The organism is Geodermatophilus sp. SYSU D00708 (assembly GCF_054050115.1).
On the sequence record NZ_JBJGYS010000020.1, the window covers coordinates 20,277 to 38,290 of the forward strand.

Genomic DNA, 18,014 nt, shown 5'->3' on the forward strand with positions numbered 1-18,014 from the left:
TCGTTATGCTAGGCCGGTGCCCACCGCCGCCGCGAGCCGACCGGCCCGGGAGCGGCTGCTCGCGGCCGCCGGGCAGCTGTTCTACGAGTCCGGGATCGCCGCGACCGGCGTGGACGCCGTCCTGGCCCGCGCCCGGGTGTCACCGGCGACCCTGTACGCGCACTTCTCCGGCAAGGACGGACTGGTCGCGGCCTACCTCGAGGACCGCTTCCGGCGCTGGCAGCAGACCTGGGACGAGGTCCTCGACGAGCGGACCGATCCGGTCGACCGGCTGCTGTCGGTCTTCGACGCGGTCACGCGCTACCGCGACGCCGAGGGCAACCGTCGCGGGTGCGCGTTCCTCGCGGCGGCCACCGAGCTCCCGCCGGGCCATCCCGGCCGGCAGTGGCTGGCCGCCGACTCGCGGCTGCTGACCGAGCGCCTCCACCGGCTGGCCGAGTCCGCCGGCGCCGACAGGCCCACCGACGTCGCCGACGGTCTGCTGGCCTTCTACGACGGCGCGCTGGCCCGGCTCGCGCGCCAGGCCGCCACCCCTGGACTGGACACGGGCGATCCGGTGCAGCGCGCCCGGCAGGCGGCAGCGGACTGGCTGGTGGGCCGGCTGCGTCCGGCGTCCTCCTCCGGCTGAGGACACCCCGACGGGCCGCGAGCCTCCCGGCACCTGAGCAGTCTCAGCAGCTCCGGTGCCGGGAGGCTCGCTCCCTGCCGATCCGGCCTCAGTCGCGGGGATCGAGCGGGCGGCCGATGGGCTCGGCCTCGGGCTGCCCCTGGGACGGGACGGACGGGCCCTCGACCGGCGCCACGAAGTTGCCGCTCGGCCTGATGGGCAGCCGGCCCAGCGGCTCCGGACCCGTCGGGGACGCCGGCGGCGGCACGCCCGGGGTGTCCGGTGCGCCGGGGATCCGGGCGGGTTCCACCATGAGGACGAAGTCGTCGCCGTGGCGGCTGATGCCGTCGACGACGGCCTGCTCGATCGCCAGGTTGGCGTAGTTGCCCCGCAGCACGATGGGGTCGCGCCGCAGGTCCTTGACCAGGCTCACGGCCATCGCCGCCATCACCAGGGCGAACGGCAGGGCCGCGATGATCGTCAGGTTCTGCAGCCCGGTCAGCGCGGCGCCGTCCTCCCCGAGGAGCAGCATGATCGCTGCGACGGAACCCATCACCACGCCCCAGAACACGACGACCCAGCGGCTGGGCTCCAGGGTGCCGCGCTGCGACAGCGACCCCATCACGATCGAGGCCGCGTCCGCACCGGACACGAAGAAGATCGCCACGAGGACCATCACGAGCACGGTCGCGGCGGTGGCCAGGGGGTACTGCCCGAGGACGGCGAACAGCTGACCCTCCGTGGTGCCCTGGCCGGCGACGTCGAGGCCGTCGCGCTGGGCGGCGATCCCGGCTCCGCCGAACACGGCGAACCACAGCAGGCTGACCAGGCTGGGCACCAGCAGCACGCCCGTGACGAACTGCCGGATCGTCCGCCCGCGGCTGATCCGCGCGATGAACAGCCCGACGAACGGCGTCCAGCTGATCCACCAGGCCCAGTAGAAGACCGTCCAGCCGCGCAGCCAGGTGGCCATCGCGTCCCCGCCGGTGGCCTCCGTGCGCGCGGCCATCTCGCCGAGGTCGGAGAAGTAGCTGCCGATCGCGTCGGGGATCAGGTTGAGGATGAAGATCGTCGGGCCGAGGACGAAGACGAACACGGCGAGCAGCAGGGCCAGGACCATGTTGGTGTTGGACAGCCACTGGATCCCGCGCTCGATGCCGGAGACGGCCGAGGCGACGAAGGCGGCGGTCAGGATCGCGATGATGGCGACCAGGACGCCGTTGCCGACGTCCCCGGCCCAACCGAGGATCTCCACCCCGCTGCCGATCTGCAGCGCACCGAGCCCGAGGGAGGCCGCCGACCCGAACAGCGTCGCGAAGATGGCCAGGACGTCGATGACCCGACCCACCGGGCCCTCGGCCCGCCGCCGGCCGAGCAGCGGGATGAAGGCGGAACTGATCAGCTGGCGGCGGCCCTTGCGGAAGGTGCCGTAGGCGATGGCCAGCCCGACGACGGCGTACATCGCCCACGGGTGCAGCGTCCAGTGGAACAGCGTGGTCGCCATCGCCGTCTGGATCGCCTGAGCGCTCTCCGCCTCGGACGTGAGCGGCGGCGGGGCGACGAAGTGCGACAGCGGCTCGGCGACCCCGAAGAACATCAGCCCGATGCCCATGCCGGCGCTGAACATCATCGCGATCCACGAGATGGTGCGGAACTCCGGCCGTTCGGCGTCACGCCCGAGCGGGATCCGTCCGTACTTGCCGGCCGCCAGCCAGATCACGAAGACGACGAAGGCCGACGCCAGCAGCACGAACAACCAGCCCAGCCTGCCGGTGATCCAGCCGAGGACCGAGCCGCTCACCGTGCCGAGGCCCGTGGGGGTGGCGAAGCCCCAGGCGACGAAGCCGAGCGCCATGACCGCGGCGATGGCGAACAGCACCCGGTCCACCGCCCAGTGCCGGTCGGCGACGCAGGGAGGTGGCTCGGCGATGGCCGGGTGGGTCCCGGTCACGGTCACGTCCGTGGCGTCGACGGGGACGTGTTCGGCTCCCGCTCCGCCGGCCACGTCGGGCGCTGCAGGATCCCCGGGCCCCGACCGGCTCACCGGGCGAGAGGACGAGGGGTTCTCGCTCCGCGGTTTCTCCATGACACTCCCCTGTCTTGTTGCGTCATCCGAGACCGACTTCGCATGAGGGAACCAGAGGCTCTGGCCCGGAACAAGGGTCCACAGTGATTCTTTACACATTCCGCACGAGACGGGCTCTGCGTCATCCGGGCGTAACGAGGCCGCGGCTCGCCCGCTGACCGACGCGTGCGGCGGAGGCGTGCGCGGCGAGACCGGAGGGCGGCCGGCAGCGGTCGGCCGCACCCGCGCCGGAGCGGCCGCACGGCGACCGCAGACCTGGTCAGGGCTGCCGGCGTCCAGGTCTCAGGGCAGGACGATCGCGAAGGCGGGGTCGGGCTGCTCCAGGACGCCGGCGAGCCGGTCGAGCGCGTCGGAGGCGCCCTCGACCACCAGGTCACCGGCCGCTGCGAGGTCGGCCGGCGCCGCCCCGGCGAGGAGAGCGAGCAGGGTGGCGCGGGTGGTCCGGACGTGGGCGTCCGCCGCGTCCCGGCCCGGCCCGGGGCCGTGGGTGAGCACCCCGTTGGCGAGGCTCGTGCGGTAGCGGTCACCGGTGTCGGTGAACTCCCAGTCGATGGTCGTGCGCAGTGGCCACGCGCGCGGGCCGTCCACGCGGATGGCGAGGGCGTCGAACACCTGGGTGAGGGACAGGGCGGCCATGAGGTCGGGCGAGGCCGTCTCGGTCGGGGTGGAGGCACGCCCCCCGCGCAGCTCCGCCGCACCGCTGAGGAAGGAGTTGCGCCAGGTGCCGTTCTCGGCGCCGAACCCGAGCTGCTCCAGCGCGGCGGCCTCCAGCTCGCGTGCCTCCCGGTTCGCGGGATCGGCGAAGACCAGGTGGCTCACGACCTCCGCGACCCAGCGGAAGTCGCCGTCGTCGTAGGCGCGGCGCGCGGACTCCAGGAGCCGGTCTGCCCCGCCGGCGAGCTCGACGTAGCGGCGGCCGGCCGCCTCGGGCGGGTGCTGCCACAGGTGGGCGGGGTTGCCGTCGAACCAGCCCATGTACCGCTGGTACACGGCCTTGACGTTGTGGCTGACCGAGCCGTAGTAGCCGCGGGCGTGCCATGCCTGATCCAGCGCCGGGGGCATCTGCAGCACCTCGGCGATCTCGGCGCCGGTGAGGCCGCGGTTGAGCAGCCGCAGTGTCTGGTCGTGCTGGTAGGCGTAGAGGTCGCGCTGCAGCGACAGCAGCTCGACCACGGGGTCGCGTCCCCAGGTCGGCCAGTGGTGCGAGGCGAACTCGACCTCGGTGCGGTCGGCGAACAGGTCGATGGCCTCGGTCAGGTACCGGGCCCACACCCGGGGGTCGCGGACGAGCGCCCCCCGCAGCGTCAGCAGGTTGTGCAGCGTGTGGGTGGCGTTCTCCGCCATGCACAGAGCCCCGGTGTCGGGGAAGAGGAAGTTCATCTCCGCGGGCGCCTCGGTGCCCGGGGTGACCTGGAAGACCAGGCGGACGCCGTCGAGCACCTCCTCCTGCCCGGTGGCGGTGACCTCGAGCGTCGGGGGGATGAGGGTGACCGTGCCCGTCGAGGTGGTCATGCCCAGGCCTGCTCCGAGCTGTCCCGCGGGTCCGACCGGCAGGGCGGCGCCGTACATGTAGGCGGCCCGACGGGCCATCGCCGTCCCTGCGTAGACGTTCTCGGCCACGGCGTGCTCGAGGAACCCCTCCGGCGCGAGGACCGGGACGCGGCCGGCGGCGACGTCCTCCCCCGAGACGACCCCGCGCACCCCGCCGAAGTGGTCGACGTGGCTGTGCGTGTAGACGACCGCGGTCACCGGCCGCTGTCCTCGTGCCGACCGATAGAGCTCCAGCGCCGCGGCAGCACACTCGGCCGAGATCAGCGGGTCGATCACGATCACGCCGTCGCGGCCCTCGACCAGGGTCGTGTTCGACAGGTCCAGCCCCCGTACCTGGTACGTGCCGGGGACGACCTCGTAGAGGCCGTGCAGCGCGACCAGCTGGGCCTGCCGCCACAGGCTGGGGTTGACCGACGGCGGCCGCGGCGTGCGCAGCACCGGCTCCCACGCGTCGGCGTCCCAGACGACCCGTCCGTCGGCGGCGTGCACCCGGCCGGGCGTCAGCGCGGAGACGAACCCGCGGCGGGCGTCCTCGAGGTCCGTCGGGTCGTCGAACCGCAGTGCCGCCTCGGTCGCCGCCGCGGCAGCGGTGATCGAACTGGCCACGGCTCGCAGGTCGGTGTCGGTCATCGTTCCTCGATCCACGCCGCCGGGGCGCACCCGGCGGTCCCGCGCCGGCCGGTGTCGCAGCCCCTGACCACGGTGGCGGCCCGCTCGGGCGTCGCCGTCATCCCGAGCGGGTGAGCCCCACGCGGTGTCCGGGCCCGACGCGCCGGTCACCGCGGCGGCCCGGTGGTGCCGGGGAGGATCACCCGGCGCGGACGGCGTCGGCCGCCGGCGTGCCGCCCACGCTGTCGGGATGGCCGACGACCCGACGAGCGGGACCGGTGCGGCGCCGCTGCCCGACTCGCGCACCCCGACGACCGAGCCGGCCTCCCGGGTGGTCGCCGCCGACATCGAGCGGATGACCGGCCGGCTCTTCCTGCACGACACGTACGCCCGGTCGGGCTTCTGGGTGCTGCTGGTCCTGGCGGCGGTCATCGCCGGTGCGGGCATCGTGGCGGACTCCGACGCCACGGTCATCGGGGCGATGATCGTGGCACCGCTCATGACGCCGATCCTGGGCACCGCGCTCGCCGTCGTCCTGGCCGACCGCCGGCAGGTGCTGTGCAGCGTCCAGCTCATCGTCGCCGGCGCCGCGGCGGTGGTCGCCCTCGGTCTGCTCCTCGGCCTGATGGTGCCCGAGCCGATCACCGCAGCGACCAACTCGCAGGTGGCCGGGCGGGTCAGCCCCCGCCTGATCGACCTGGTCAGCGCGCTGGCGACCGGGGCCGTCGGCGCGTTCGCGCTCGTCCGCTCCGACGTGTCCGACGCCCTGCCCGGCGTGGCCATCGCCATCTCGCTGGTGCCGCCGCTGGCCGTCGTCGGGCTCACCCTCGAGTCGGGCGTCCCCGAGCAGTCGCTGGGCGCGCTGTTGCTCTTCGCCACGAACGTCACGGCGATCATCGCCACCGGGACCGCCGTGTTCCTGGGGTTCCGCGTCCGGGAGGTCGCCCAGCGGGCCGGCCGGGAGGTCGGCAGGTTCCGCGGGCGCACCCTGGTCGTCGTCTCCGCGCTCCTGGTCCTGGTGGCCGTGCCGCTGACGATCGGCAGCTACCAGGTGGCCGTGGCGCAGCACTCCGTCAGTGCGGCCCGTCCCGCCGCCGAACGGTGGGCGGCGGCGCAGGGCTGGCAGATCGTGGGCCTCGACTTCCGGCAGGGGGTCCTGCAGGTGGCCGCGGCGGGACCACCACCGGCCGCCGACGCCGACTCGCTCCGCCAGGCCCTCGACGCGGCGGGTCTGGCCGCCGTGCCGGCACGGCTGTCGCTGGTGGTCGGCGGCACGCGAGAGCTGCCCGCGACCGCCGGTTGACGACGTCGCGGGCCGCACCGGAGTGCGGAGCTGGCCGACCGTGAACCCGTCCGGCGCTGACGCCCGGCCTCCCGGACGGGCGACCGTGTCCCCGGCGAGGCCGGGCGACCGGGACGGGCGCGGTCTGACCGCGCCCGTCCGGCTGCGGTGTCAGCGGGGAGGCGCCCAGGACAGCGGCTCGCGGACCGGGGAGGTGTTGAAACTGGGCAGGACCATGTGGCCGCCGTCGACAGGCAGTGCGACACCGGTGATGTCGGCCGCGTCGTCCGAGGCCAGGAACACCACGGCCCGGCTGATCGTCTCAGGGGTCAACATGCCCAGTCCGGCGAGCGCATGCCAGTTCCGGGCGCTCTCCGCGCGGTCCTCCGGAGTGCCGCCCGGGTGGCCGGCCATCATGTCGTAGGACCCCTGCCAGTCGTTCATCTTCGTGTCGACGAACCCGGGACAGATGGCGTTGCACCGCACGCCGTACGGCGCCATCTCCACGGCGAGGCTCTTCATCAACCCGATGACACCGTGCTTGGCCGCCGTGTAGTGCGCGAAGCCGGGGCCGGCCTCGAGTCCGTTGACCGACGACGTGAGGATCACCGATCCGCTCCCCTGGGCCAGCAGGTGCGGGGCGGCCGCCTTCACCGTCCGCCACGGACCCGAGAGGACGACGTCGACCATCTCGGCCCACTGCTGCTCGGTGATCTCCCACGCCGGGGTGAGGGCCCAGATGCCGGCGTTGGCGACCACGACGTCCAGCCGGCCGAGCTCGCTGACGGCTCGCGCGACGGCGGCATCGAGATCCTCCTGCCTGCGCACGTCCCCGTGCACGGCGATGGCCCGGCGGTCCAGGGCCTCGACGGCGGCGACCGTCTCCTTGAGGTCCTCCGCCGTGCCCGGGGAGTAGGGCAGCGTGTCCAGGGTGTCCGGGACGTCCAGGCAGACGACGTCGGCTCCCTCACGGGCCATCGCGACGGCATGTGCCCTGCCCTGCCCCCGCGCGGCGCCGGTGATGAACGCGACGCGACCGGCGAGTCGACCGCTCATGCTCGCTCCCTCTCGAGGTGGTGGTGTTCGGGACTGTGGGTGGTGTCAGCCATGACGAGGGGTCAGGCCGGGATCGCAGTGGGCTGGAACGCCAGCAGGCGCCACCGGTCCCCCTCGGCGACCCACACCGCGGCGACCCGGCTGTTGAGCGTCTTCGCCTTCCCGCGCATCTGGATGGAGCCGGACATCGTGCCGCCGACGACCACCACGCCGGGCCGGCTCACGACCGCCTCGGTGGTGTGCTCCAGGCTGTGGTAGACGAGCGTCCCGTTGCGCAGGAGCTCCAGGTAGGAGGCCTTGCTGTCGACCGTGGCGTCGGAGTGGGCGTAGCGGACGTCGTCGCTGAGCAGCTCGCCCAGGGCGTCGAGGTCGGCGTCGACCATCGCCGCGTAGCGACGGTCCTCGAGGTCCTCGATCTGGCTGGTGGAGAGCGTGTCGGACAGGGTCATCGTTCCTCCATCGGGTTGTCGTTCCGGAGAAGTCGCAGGACCTCGGCCATGTCCCGGTCGGACAGGCCGGCTCGGCGCGCGTCGTCGAGGACGCGACCGACCGTGGTCGCGACCGGCAGGTCCAGGTGGTGCTCACGCGCGAGCTCCAGACCCAGCCCGACGTCCTTGTGCAGCAGGGAGACCGGGAAGGCGACACCGGCGCTCTCCGGCCTCAGGAACGTCTCGCGCTTGTAGGAGACGTAGGGCGCGGCCACGGCACTGGCCTGGAGGACGTCGTAGAAGACCTCGGGGTCCAGCCCGTCGGCGCGCGCGACCACGAGCGCCTCCGCGACGGCCTGGTTCAACGACGCCAGGGCCAGGTTCACGGCGAGCTTGGCGGCCGAACCGGAACCCACCGGCCCGGTGTGGAACTGGGCCCGGGTCATCGCGGCGAGCAGGGGTCGAACGGCGGCGAACACCTCCGGTTCCGCGCCGACCATCGCGGTGAGGGTGGCGTTCTCGGCCATGCTGACGCTGCCGGACACCGGGGCGTCGGCGAGGACGACGCCCGTCGCGCGAGCCTTCTCCGCGAGTGCGCGGACCGGCGCGGCGCCGACGGTCCCCATCACCACGTGCACGTGGGAGGACCCGCCGTGCGCCACGATCCCGTGCTCGCCGAAGAGCAGGCTCTCGGTGGCCGCCGCGTCGGGCAGCATGCTCACCGAGACCTCGGTCCGGGCGAGCCGGGAGACGTCGTCGGCCACCTGCACGCCGGCGTCCGCCAGCTCGGGCGGCACGGCGTCGGAGGAGACCGCGGGGTCGTACCCGACCACCTCGTGACCGGCGAGTGCCAGATGGCGCGCCATGGGGCGCCCCATCCGGCCCAGACCGGCGAACCCGACCTGCATGACCTGACCTCCTGGAGCTCTGATCGGGTCTCGCTGGGACCAGCGAGACGCTGAGACGTACGGGACGACCCGGCGCCCGCGGGGAGGGACCGGCCCCCGGGACCCGGCCGGGCCAGGCCCGGGCAGCGTGCTAGCGCTGCAGGGCGGGCGGCGGATCTCCCGCCCAGGCGGCGCGCAGCAGGGCCTCGACGCCGTCGCGGGTGACCGGCCGGGGGTTGGCGTACGGATTGGCCACGGCGAGCTGGGCGATCCGCGGGACGTCGTCCTCGGCCATGCCCAGCTCGCGCAGCGACCGCGGTGCGCCCAGCCGGCCGGCGAGCTCCCACAGCGCCCGGGCCGGGTCGGGTGTCCCGCCCAGGGCACGGGACAGTGCGGCGACCGCGTCGGGGGCGGCGGGCTGGTTGTGGGCCAGGGCGTGCGGCAGGACGACGGTGTGGGTCTGCGCGTGCGGCAGGTCCAGCGTGCCGCCGAGGGTGTGGCACAACTTGTGGTGCAGCGACATGGTGGTCGCGGCGAGCACCGCGCCGCACAGCCAGGCCCCGTACTGCGCCTCGCCGCGCGCGTCGAGATCGGACCCGTCGGCGACCACCCTCGGCAGCGCGGCCGCCAGCGCCCGGGCGCCCTCCTCGGCCATCAGCGAGACGATCGGCGTCGCGTCGGGCGCGTACAGGCCCTCCACGGCGTGGGCGATCGCGTTGATCCCGCTGGTGGCCGACAGTCCCGCCGGCAGGGTCAGCGTCAGCTCCGGGTCGTAGACGACGCTGCGCGGCAGCACCCGGAGGTCGCGGCCGGTGCGCTTGGCCCCGCCCTCGGTCAGCCCCCACACCGGGGTCATCTCCGAACCGGCGTAGGTGGTCGGCACCGCGATCACCGGCAGGCCGTGCTCGAGCGCGATCGCCTTGCCCAGCCCGACCGCCGACCCGCCACCGACGGCCACGCAGCCGTCGGCGCCCAGCTGCCGGGCCAGGTCCCGGGCCCGCGTCGCCACCTCGATCGGCACGTGCATCCGGGCCTCGGGCAGCACGCCCGCCGCCCGCTCCCCCAGGGCCGCGGCGACCTGCTCGCCGGTGGCCTCCTGCTCCGGGGAGCACAGCACCAGCACCCGGGTCAGCCCCAGGGCGGCGACCTCGTCGGGCAACGAGGCCAGGGAGCCGGCGCCGAACACGACCCGCATGGGCAGCGCGGAGTAGGTGAACGGCCGGATCACGACGGCGCTCCCCGGACGACGGTCGGCTGCGCCTCGGCCGGCTGGGCCGCCGGCGGCGCCTGGTCGGCGCGCAGCAGGGTCAGGTCGAACGTCAGCGTGCGGAACGGGTTGGCCAGCCCGACCTGCGCGGCGCGGGCCGGGTCGTCGACCTCGGGCACCTCGCGGATCAGGCTCTCCTTGACCCCGAAGACCGCGTCGGAGTCCAGGTACGGGGAATCGGCCACGAAAACGTGCGTGGTGACCGGCCGGTAGCCGGCCGCGGCGACGATGAAGTGCAGGTGCGCCGGGCGGTTGGGGTGCCGGCCGGTGGCGGCCAGCAGCTGGCCGACCGGGCCGTCGTCGGGGATCGGGTAGTAGCGCGGCACCACCGACCGGAACCAGAACCGGCCCTCGGCGTCGGTGGTGAACAGCCCGCGCAGGTTGCCCGGCGGCTGGATGTCGGGCTGCTGGACGTCGTAGAAGCCGTCCTCGTTGGTCTGCCACACGTCCACCGACGCCCCCGCCAGCGGCTCGCCATCCGGACCGGTGACCCGCCCCGACACCAGGCACGGGGTGCCCTTGCGGTCGAGGTTGATGTCGTCACCCAGCTGCCGCTCCGGCGAGGCCACCATGTGGAACGGGCCCAGCACCGTCGACTCGGTCGAGGTACCGCCGGTGCGGTGGTTGATCGTCTCCACCAGCATGGAGATGCCCAGCACGTCGGAGAGCAGGATGAACTCCTGCCGCACCTCGTTGCTCATGTGCCCGGTGCGGGTGAGGAAGTCGATCGCGAAGCCCCACTCCTCCTCGGTCAGCTCCACGTCCTTGACGAACGCGTGCAGGTGCTGCACCAGCGAGGTCAGCACCTGCTTCAGCCGCGGGTCGGGGGTGTTCGCGAAGCTGGCGGCCACGACCTCGGCCGACCCCTCCTCGGTGAACAGTTGCCGGTCGGTCATGCCGTCACCTCGGTGTCGATGAGGAGCTTGCCTCGCGCGGCGCCCTCGGCCATGGGGACCAGGGCGTCCTCCACCGCGTGTTCCAGCGGGACGACCTTCTCGACCAGCAGGGACGCCAGGTCGCGCTGGGCCAGGAGGTCCAGGGCCGCGGGCAGGTTGACGTCGCACACGTGCGCGACCGTCGTCATCACGTCGATCTCCCTGAGGATGAGGTGAACCGCGTCGAAGGACACCTCCTTCTTGGGCAGGCCGACCAGCAGCACGGTGCCTCCCCGGCGAGTCAGCCGCTGCACCCGCGACATGCCGTCGACCAGTCCGCTCGCCTCGACGGTGACGTCGGCGAGGGCTGACCCGGTCAGCTCCCGGACCACCTCCAGGGGGTCGGTGTCCCGGGCGTCGACCGTGTGGGTGGCCCCGACCTGCTTCGCGACGTCGAGCCGGGCAGGGTCCACGTCGACCGCCACGACCGCACCCGCGCCGGCCGCCGCGGCACCGGCGATGACGAAGGAGCCGATGGCGCCGGCGCCGTGCACGACGACCACGTCCCCCGGCTGCATGCGGCTGCGCTCCACCGCGTGGAACCCCACCGCCAGCGGTTGCGCCAGGGCGGCGTTGTCGTCGGACACGGTCGGCGCCACCGGGTGGAGCATCGCGGCCGGGACCGTGATGCGTTCGGTGAGCCCGCCGTCGGCGGACAGGCCGAAGGTCCAGTAGGACGCGCAGAGGTTCGTCTGCCCGCGCCGGCACCAGTCGCACCGGCCGCACCAGACGCCTGCACCCGCGGCGACGCGCTCGCCGACGGCGAACCGGTCGACCGCGGACCCGGCCTCCTCGACGACCCCGATGAACTCGTGCCCGAGGACGACCGGCCCCTGTGCGCCGCTGGCCGGGTGCCGCTTCTCCAGCGGGGTCATGACCGGGCCGGCGGCGAACTCGGTGGCGTCGGTGCCGCACAACCCCGCCCGCACCACCCTGAGGCGCACGTCACCGGGCCCGGGGGGCGGCGGCTCAGGGCGCTCCTCGATGCGGGCGTCCCCCGCGGCGTGCAGGACGAGGGCCTTCACCGCGTGCTCCGGTTCTCGATGTGCACCTTGATGTTCTCCCCGGTCTGCCGGGCGGCGGCGTAGGCGTCGGGAGCCTCGTCCAGAGCGAAGCGGCGGGTCACCATGGGCGAGAGGTCCAGGCCGGTGCGAGCCAGGAAGCGCAGCGTCTGCGGCCACACCCCCGGTGAGCCGATGCTGCCGCGGATCTGCAGCTGCTTGGACTGGATGAGACCCAGCTGCGCCTGGGCACTGCGGCCGACGTCGATGCCGATGTTGACCAGGCGTGCGTTGAACCCGGCCACCTCCAGGGTCGCGGCCATGGCGGCCGGCTGTCCCGAGGCCTCCAGCACCACGTCGGCGCCCCGTCCCCCGGTCAGCTCCATCACCGTGTCGAGGAAGCCGTCGGCCGTCGGGTCCACGACCTCGTCGGCGCCCAGCCGACGCGCCAGGTCCGCCCGCGACGCGTTGGGCTCGGCGGCGATGACCCGGGCTCCCAGAGTGGAGGCGACGGCCACGCAGCTGAGCCCGATCGGGCCGGCGCCGAACACCACGGCGGTGTCGCTGGCGTTGAGGTTGTCCGCCCGCATGGCCGCGAAGTAGGCGCAGCTGAACGGCTCGACGAGCGCGGCCTGTGTGTCGGTCAGCTGCTCGGGAACGCGGTGCAGCCACTCGGGCCGCGCGACGAAGTACTCGGCGGCGGCACCGGAGATCGAGAACCCGAAGTGGTCCTCGCCGATGACGCACTCCCCCACCACGCGGTCACCGGGCCGGAAGTCGGTGACGTCGCGGCCGACCTCCACGATCTCCCCCGCCCACTCGTGGCCGGGGATGATCGGGTAGGCGAACGGGATGATGTAGCGCCCCTCGAGCAGCTCGAAGTCGGAGTGGCAGATGCCGACCGACCGCGAGGCGACGAGGACCTCGTCGGCCTTGATGGACGGGGTGTCGAGCTCCTCGAGCGCCAGCTTGTCCACGTCCTGGAACTGAACGGCCTTCATCGTGTTCCTCACCTCGGGATGACCCGCTCGCGACGGAGCCGGTCGAACAGGTCCAGGAACGAGCGCTCGCTGTCCTGGACGTCGGGGAAGCCGGCCTCCCGGCTCTTGGTCATGTCGGCGTACGTCTCGACGGTGCGACCGAGGTCGCTGTCGGTGTGCCACCAGGGGGCGAGCCGGTCGACGTCCGGCTCGGTCAGGCCCTCCCGGTCGGCGATCCGCCGCCAGGTCTGGGGCGCATCGGTCATCTGCTCGACCAGTGGCGTGGGGGAACCCGGGTACGGGGCCGGCTCCACGCCGAGACCCGAGGCCACGACCTCCCACATCCGGCGCCAGTGGAAGGTGTCGCCGTTGACCACGTTGAACGCCTCGTTCGCCGCGGTCGGTGCCGTGGCAGCCCAGGCGAGGTGCCGCGCCAGCAGCCGCGCGTCGGTGATGTCGGTCGTCCCGTCGTACTGCTCGGGGGACCCCGGGAAGACGAACGGCCGCCCCGTCTCCTTGGCGATGGTGCCGTAGACGGCGAGCGTGACGCCCATGTTCATGGCGTTGCCCAGCGCGTAGCCGATGACGGTGTGCGGCCGGTGCACCGACCAGCGGAAGCCGTACTTCTCGGCGGCGGCGAAGAGGATGTCCTCCTGGTCGTAGTAGAAGTTCTTGTGGTCCAGCCGGGGCTGGCTCTCCCGGAACGGTGGCTGGGCCGGGTTCTGGGCGTACGCCTCGAAGGGGCCGAGGTAGTGCTTGAGGCCGGTGACCAGGGCGACGTGCTCGAGGGTGCCCACCGCTCCGGCGGCGTCGAGGGTGTTCCGCGTCATGGCGCCGTTGACCTCGATGTTGCGGTCCTCGGTGTCCTGCCGCAGCCACGTGCAGTAGAAGAGGTGGGTCGCCCGGACCTGCTCGGCCACCGCGGCCACCGACGCGGGGTCGAGGGCGTCCCCGGCGACCGGACGCACGCCCTCGGCCTCGGCGCCGGGCCGGCGGGACATGCCGTAGACCTCCCAGCCGGTGGCGGCCAGGTGCTCGGCGGTGTTGCGGCCGGTCAGGCCGGTGGCGCCGACGACCAGCGCCCTGCGGTTGCTCATCGGACCTCGCTCTCTCCGCCGCCCCGACCGTTCGGGAGGAAGCGGCTCGTCCTGCGGATGTGGTTCACGGGTGACCGGAGGCGCCGCTCTGGAAGAGCTCGAGGGTCACGCCGTCGGGGTCCTTGAAGTAGGCGAAGGCGCACCCGGCGAGCGGTCCCTCGTCGATGGCCAGCGGCGGCGCGAGGAACTCCACGCCCTTGGCCCGCAGGTCCTCGTAGGCCTGCTGCAGGTCCGGGACGTCGATGCACACGTGCGCGCTGCCGACGTCGGCGTTGGACCGGTCGAAGGTCTCCTGCCGCTCGTTGGCGTAGCAGAGGAGCTCGACGACGCAGCTGCCGAAGCGGAGGAACGCGAAGCGCAGGTCGACGTCCGGGACCCCCACCGCGCGCGCCAGCTCGGGACCCGAGCCGGTCGCGACGAACTCCCGCTGGACGTCGAAGACCCGCTCGTACCACTGGAGCGACTTCTCCAGGTCCCGGACGGTGATCCCGACGTGGTGCACGTCGCCGACGAACGAGGTCATGGCAGTGCTTCCCTTCTCTCCTGGTCAGGAACCGGCGCGGACGAGCACCTTGAGCTCGTCGCCCTGCGGGTCGATGAGCGTGTCGAAACCCCGGGACACGACGTCGTCGAGCGGGATCTGCGCCGTGACGGCCTTGGCCACCGGGTACTGGCCCGTGGCGATGAGCCGGATGATCCGGGGCCAGTCGGTGGTGTTCCAGCACCAGCTGCCGTAGAGGGTCAGGTCCTTCTCCGACAGGGCCATCGCGTCGAGGGACGCGGGCTTGGTGTGCAGGCCGGTCTGCACGATCGACGCCCGCTTGCGGGTCAGCGTGACGCAGCTGGACAGGCCCGGGGTGCTGCCCGAGCACTCCACGGCCAGGTCGACGCCGTCCCCGCCGGTGAGCTCGCCGACGAGGTCGTCCAGCGCGCCGGTGGTGGGGTCGACGACGTGCCCGATGTCGAGTCGCTCGGCCAGTGCGGCCCGGTTCTCGTTGGGCTCGGAGATGATCACCGAGGAGGCGCCGGCGGCGCTGGCGTACATCGCGCTCAGCACGCCGATCGGCCCCGCGCCGGTGACCAGGACGACGTCGCCACCGGTCACCCCGGCCCGCTCCACGCCGTAGGCCGCCACGGCGGCCGGTTCCACGACCGCGCCCTCGAGGTCGGACACCTCGTCGGGCAGCCGGGCGACCTGGTACTCCTTGACGACGGCGAGCTCGGCCATCCCCCCGGTCTCGGCACTGAGCCCGGTGCACGCGAACTGGACGCACAGGTGTCCCTGACCGCGCCGGCAGTACCGGCACCGCCCGCACACGATCGCGGGCATGATCGCGACCCGGTCGCCGGGCCGCACGTCGCGGACAGCGGGGCCGACCTCCACGACCCGCGCGGAGAACTCGTGCCCGAGGGTCTGCGGCAGCGTGACGCCGGTGAGGGGGTGCGGCGACGTGGGGGTGACGATCGGCCCGACCGCGTACTCGTGCAGGTCGGTCCCGCAGATGCCGCAGTAGAACGGGGCGATGAGCACGTCGTCGGGCTCGCGGATCTGTGCGTCGGCGACGTCCTCCACGCGGATGTCGCCCTTGCCGTGGTAACGGGCAGCGCGCACGCGGCTGCTCCCTTCTCGATCAGGTGGAGTGGGTGACGAGGTCGCCGTCAGTGGGCGACGCCGCGGCGGGTGCCGCGGATCTGGCTGTAGACGACGGCGGCGACGACGATCAGCCCGCCCTGGAAGATGTACTGCCAGGTCTGGGTGAGGTCGAGGAACGTCGTGGCGTTGAGCAGCTGGACGATCAGGCCCGCCCCGAGGAGGGTCCCGACGAAGCTCCCCCGCCCGCCGAGCAGGCTCGTGCCGCCGAGCACGACGGCCGTGATGCTGCTCAGCGTGTAGCCGACGCCCTGGGCCGGGTCGCCGATGCCCAGCTGGGCCAGCAGGATCAGCGCGCCGAGGAAGGTGAACACCGACACCGCCACGTAGGCCAGCACGACGGTCCGCGTGGTGCGGACGCCCAGCCGACGGGCCGACTCCTCCTCGGAGCCGACGGCGCGCAACCGCAGCCCCCACGCGCTCCGGCGCAGCAGGAACTCCATGACCAGCGTGGCGGCGACGAAGAGCACGAAGGCCACCGGGATCGGACCGACGGTCCAGGTGATCGCATCGGTCACGGAGCGGGCGATCAGTCCGCCGGGTTCGTCGCGCAGCAGGAAGCTGAACCCCTGCAGGGCGATGTAGGTGGCCAGCGTCGCGGCGACGGCCGTGAACTTGCCGAAGCGGATCAGTGAGCCGTTGACCAGCCCGGTGACCGCGGCCAGCCCCAGCATGAGCACCAGGCCCAGGACCATCGTGCCGCCGGACGACCCGTCGACGAGGAAGAAGGACCCGACGACGACGAGGAAGCCGGCCAGCGGCCCCACCGACAGGTCGATGCCGCCGGTCATGAGCGCGATCGTCTGGCCCATGGCGATGAAGCCCAGTGCGGTGCACAGCAACATCACCGAGGTGACGTTGAACGGGAAGAAGTAGCGGTCGTTCTGCGAGTAGATGTACGCGGCCAGGCTCAGCATGACCGCGGCCAGGATGACGACGGGGGCGTAGTCGCCCTCCAGGCGCCGGCGCAGCGCCGAGCTCTTCGGGGTCCGCGCCCGCTGCTCGGCCTGTTCCTTCTTCAGGGTCGTGGAGGAGACGGCCGCGTGGACCATCCGCTCCTCGGTGACCTCGTCCCCGCTGAGCGTGGCCACCACGTGCCCGCGGGACATGACGATCACGCGGTCGCACAGCCCCTCGAGCTCCTTGGCGTCGGACGAGGCGACGATCACCGGGACGCCGCCGGTCGAGACCTCCCGGAGGATGCGGTAGATCTCCGCCCGGGCTCCCACGTCGACACCCTGCGTCGGTTCGTCCGCGAGCAGGATCGTCGGCTGGGACAGGAGCGCCCGCGCCATGACGACCTTCTGCTGGTTGCCACCGGACAGCGCGGTGACCGGCGACTCCATCGACCGGGCCTTGACGTTGAGGGCGCCCAACTCGGCGCCGAGGACCTCGACCTCCCGTCGCCTGCTGACCAGGCGGCCGACGCGCAGCCGGTCGAGCGCGGCGACCGCGGCGTTCTCCCGGACCGACATCGTCATCATCAGGCCCTCGTGATGACGGTCGGCGGGCATGTAGGCGGAGGAGTTGTGCAGCTGGCGCGGGGAGAAGTCCCGGTCGCCGATGCGCACGGTCCCGGTGGACCTCGCGAGGCCGGCGAGCGCACGCAACAGCTCGGCCTGGCCGTTGCCGACGACGCCGGCCACACCGATGATCTCGCCCCGGTGGGCGGTGAAGGAGACGTCGGAGAAGCCGTCCCCGGAGAGGTCCTCGACCACGAGGGCGGGCTGCCCATCCGCCTCGATCGGGTGCTTGGGCGGGAAGGTGTACTCCAGCTGCCGCCCGACGATCATCGCCAGCAGGTCCTCGTCGGTGACCTCGTCGACCACCACCGTGCCGCGCTTGCGGCCGTCCCGCAGGACGGTGACGCGGTCGGCGAGCTCCCGCACCTCCGCCATCCGGTGGGTGATGTAGACGATGGCCGTCCCCTCGCGGGCGGCCGAGCGCACCCGGTCGAAGAGCAGGTCCACCGAGTCCTGGCCGAGCGGCGCCGTGGGCTCGTCGAGGATGAGCAGCTTCGGGCGCAGGGCCAGTGCCTTGGCGAGCTCGAGCAGGTGCTTCTGCGCCACGCTCAGCCCGTTGACGCGGTCCTCGAGGTGGACGGTCAGTCCGACGTCGTCGATCAGCCGGCGCATCGACGCGGTCGTGCCGCCGGCGAACTCGAGGAACTCCCCGGGGACGGCGACGAGGATGTTCTCCGCGACCGTCATGTCGGGCAGCACCGCCGGGTGCTGGTGCACGATCGCGATGCCGAGCCGGCTGGCCGTCGCCGGGGTCAGGTCGTCGATGACCTCCCCGAGGACCTCGATGGTGCCGGTGTCGGGCTTCGTGGTGCCCGACGCCACCCCCATCAGGGTCGACTTGCCCGCACCGTTCTCCCCGAGGAGGGCGTGGACCTCGCCGGGCAGCACCTCGAGCGACACGTCGGTCAGCGCGGCGACCGCGCCGTAGTTCTTGGAGATCCCGGACAGGGAGATCGTCGGACGCCCGCCGACGACCACCGGGGTCTGCTGGGTCTGCTCTGTCACCACGTCGTCCTTCCGCCTGCGAGGGGGGAGGTTCGGGTCAGGGGGTGCG

15 protein-coding genes are annotated in these 18,014 nt (G+C 73.0%); 2 read left to right on the top strand and 13 right to left on the bottom strand.

Features of this window, described 5'->3' with window-relative positions; all coding sequences use genetic code 11:
- Positions 1-16: 16 nt before the first annotated feature.
- Positions 17-628, top strand: a complete 612-nt coding sequence (locus ACI79D_RS16840; RefSeq protein ID WP_456919595.1) for a TetR/AcrR family transcriptional regulator — start codon at positions 17-19, stop codon at positions 626-628.
- 88 nt (positions 629-716) lie between these two features.
- Here the strand turns inward: ACI79D_RS16840 and ACI79D_RS16845 are convergent, their stop codons facing one another.
- Together ACI79D_RS16845 and ACI79D_RS16850 are read right to left on the bottom strand one after the other, a co-directional pair.
- Positions 717-2,558 carry a BCCT family transporter gene (locus ACI79D_RS16845; RefSeq protein WP_456919663.1) on the bottom strand — a complete coding sequence of 614 codons (1,842 nt, stop codon included), beginning with the start codon at positions 2,556-2,558 and terminating at the stop codon, positions 717-719.
- 417 nt (positions 2,559-2,975) lie between these two features.
- Positions 2,976-4,874 carry an alkyl/aryl-sulfatase gene (locus tag ACI79D_RS16850; protein ID WP_456919596.1) on the bottom strand — a complete coding sequence of 633 codons (1,899 nt, stop codon included), beginning with the start codon at positions 4,872-4,874 and terminating at the stop codon, positions 2,976-2,978.
- Positions 4,875-5,103: 229 nt separating this feature from the next.
- On the opposite strand from ACI79D_RS16850, the gene ACI79D_RS16855 reads away from it, so the two are divergent.
- Complete coding sequence (locus ACI79D_RS16855) at positions 5,104-6,156, top strand: DUF389 domain-containing protein (protein WP_456919597.1); 1,053 nt, start codon at positions 5,104-5,106, stop codon at positions 6,154-6,156.
- A 150-nt stretch (positions 6,157-6,306) separates the two neighbouring features.
- Here ACI79D_RS16855 and ACI79D_RS16860 read toward each other — a convergent pair whose 3' ends face one another.
- The 11 genes from ACI79D_RS16860 to ACI79D_RS16910 all read right to left on the bottom strand — a co-directional run bounded on the left by ACI79D_RS16860 (position 6,307) and on the right by ACI79D_RS16910 (position 17,965).
- Positions 6,307-7,191, bottom strand: coding sequence for a mycofactocin-coupled SDR family oxidoreductase (locus tag ACI79D_RS16860; RefSeq protein WP_456919598.1), 885 nt, complete (start codon positions 7,189-7,191; stop codon positions 6,307-6,309).
- 62 nt (positions 7,192-7,253) lie between these two features.
- Entirely contained in the window at positions 7,254-7,640 is a 387-nt protein-coding gene (locus ACI79D_RS16865) for a nuclear transport factor 2 family protein (RefSeq protein WP_456919599.1), read from the bottom strand.
- Complete coding sequence (locus tag ACI79D_RS16870) at positions 7,637-8,755, bottom strand: NAD(P)-dependent oxidoreductase (protein WP_456919664.1); 1,119 nt, start codon at positions 8,753-8,755, stop codon at positions 7,637-7,639. Before ACI79D_RS16870 ends, ACI79D_RS16865 begins: the two co-directional genes overlap by 4 nt.
- On the bottom strand, positions 8,658-9,734 hold the full coding sequence (locus tag ACI79D_RS16875) for a maleylacetate reductase (RefSeq protein ID WP_456919600.1): 1,077 nt from the start codon (positions 9,732-9,734) through the stop codon (positions 8,658-8,660). Before ACI79D_RS16875 ends, ACI79D_RS16870 begins: the two co-directional genes overlap by 98 nt.
- Complete coding sequence (locus tag ACI79D_RS16880; protein ID WP_456919601.1) at positions 9,731-10,669, bottom strand: intradiol ring-cleavage dioxygenase; 939 nt, start codon at positions 10,667-10,669, stop codon at positions 9,731-9,733. Before ACI79D_RS16880 ends, ACI79D_RS16875 begins: the two co-directional genes overlap by 4 nt.
- Positions 10,666-11,733 (bottom strand): zinc-dependent alcohol dehydrogenase, encoded by a 1,068-nt coding sequence (locus tag ACI79D_RS16885; protein ID WP_456919602.1) that lies wholly within the window; start codon positions 11,731-11,733, stop codon positions 10,666-10,668. Before ACI79D_RS16885 ends, ACI79D_RS16880 begins: the two co-directional genes overlap by 4 nt.
- Positions 11,730-12,710, bottom strand: a complete 981-nt coding sequence (locus tag ACI79D_RS16890) for a zinc-dependent alcohol dehydrogenase (RefSeq protein ID WP_456919603.1) — start codon at positions 12,708-12,710, stop codon at positions 11,730-11,732. Before ACI79D_RS16890 ends, ACI79D_RS16885 begins: the two co-directional genes overlap by 4 nt.
- Before the next feature lie 8 nt (positions 12,711-12,718).
- On the bottom strand, positions 12,719-13,786 hold the full coding sequence (locus ACI79D_RS16895; protein ID WP_456919604.1) for an SDR family oxidoreductase: 1,068 nt from the start codon (positions 13,784-13,786) through the stop codon (positions 12,719-12,721).
- Positions 13,787-13,850: 64 nt separating this feature from the next.
- Positions 13,851-14,309 (bottom strand): VOC family protein, encoded by a 459-nt coding sequence (locus tag ACI79D_RS16900; RefSeq protein ID WP_456919605.1) that lies wholly within the window; start codon positions 14,307-14,309, stop codon positions 13,851-13,853.
- 24 nt (positions 14,310-14,333) lie between these two features.
- Positions 14,334-15,398, bottom strand: a complete 1,065-nt coding sequence (locus tag ACI79D_RS16905) for an alcohol dehydrogenase catalytic domain-containing protein (RefSeq protein ID WP_456919606.1) — start codon at positions 15,396-15,398, stop codon at positions 14,334-14,336.
- 47 nt (positions 15,399-15,445) lie between these two features.
- Positions 15,446-17,965 (bottom strand): ATP-binding cassette domain-containing protein, encoded by a 2,520-nt coding sequence (locus ACI79D_RS16910; RefSeq protein WP_456919607.1) that lies wholly within the window; start codon positions 17,963-17,965, stop codon positions 15,446-15,448.
- Positions 17,966-18,014 lie beyond the last annotated feature (49 nt).

Bases quoted from the DNA above. Each gene is read 5' to 3' on its own strand.
- ACI79D_RS16850 (WP_456919596.1), bottom strand. From the start codon at position 4,874: ATGACCGACACCGACCTGCGAGCCGTGGCCAGTTCGATCACCGCTGCC.
- ACI79D_RS16855 (WP_456919597.1), top strand. From the start codon at position 5,104: ATGGCCGACGACCCGACGAGCGGGACCGGTGCGGCGCCGCTGCCCGAC.
- ACI79D_RS16860 (WP_456919598.1), bottom strand. From the start codon at position 7,191: ATGAGCGGTCGACTCGCCGGTCGCGTCGCGTTCATCACCGGCGCCGCG.
- ACI79D_RS16865 (WP_456919599.1), bottom strand. From the start codon at position 7,640: ATGACCCTGTCCGACACGCTCTCCACCAGCCAGATCGAGGACCTCGAG.
- ACI79D_RS16880 (WP_456919601.1), bottom strand. From the start codon at position 10,669: ATGACCGACCGGCAACTGTTCACCGAGGAGGGGTCGGCCGAGGTCGTG.
- ACI79D_RS16890 (WP_456919603.1), bottom strand. From the start codon at position 12,710: ATGAAGGCCGTTCAGTTCCAGGACGTGGACAAGCTGGCGCTCGAGGAG.
- ACI79D_RS16895 (WP_456919604.1), bottom strand. From the start codon at position 13,786: ATGAGCAACCGCAGGGCGCTGGTCGTCGGCGCCACCGGCCTGACCGGC.
- ACI79D_RS16900 (WP_456919605.1), bottom strand. From the start codon at position 14,309: ATGACCTCGTTCGTCGGCGACGTGCACCACGTCGGGATCACCGTCCGG.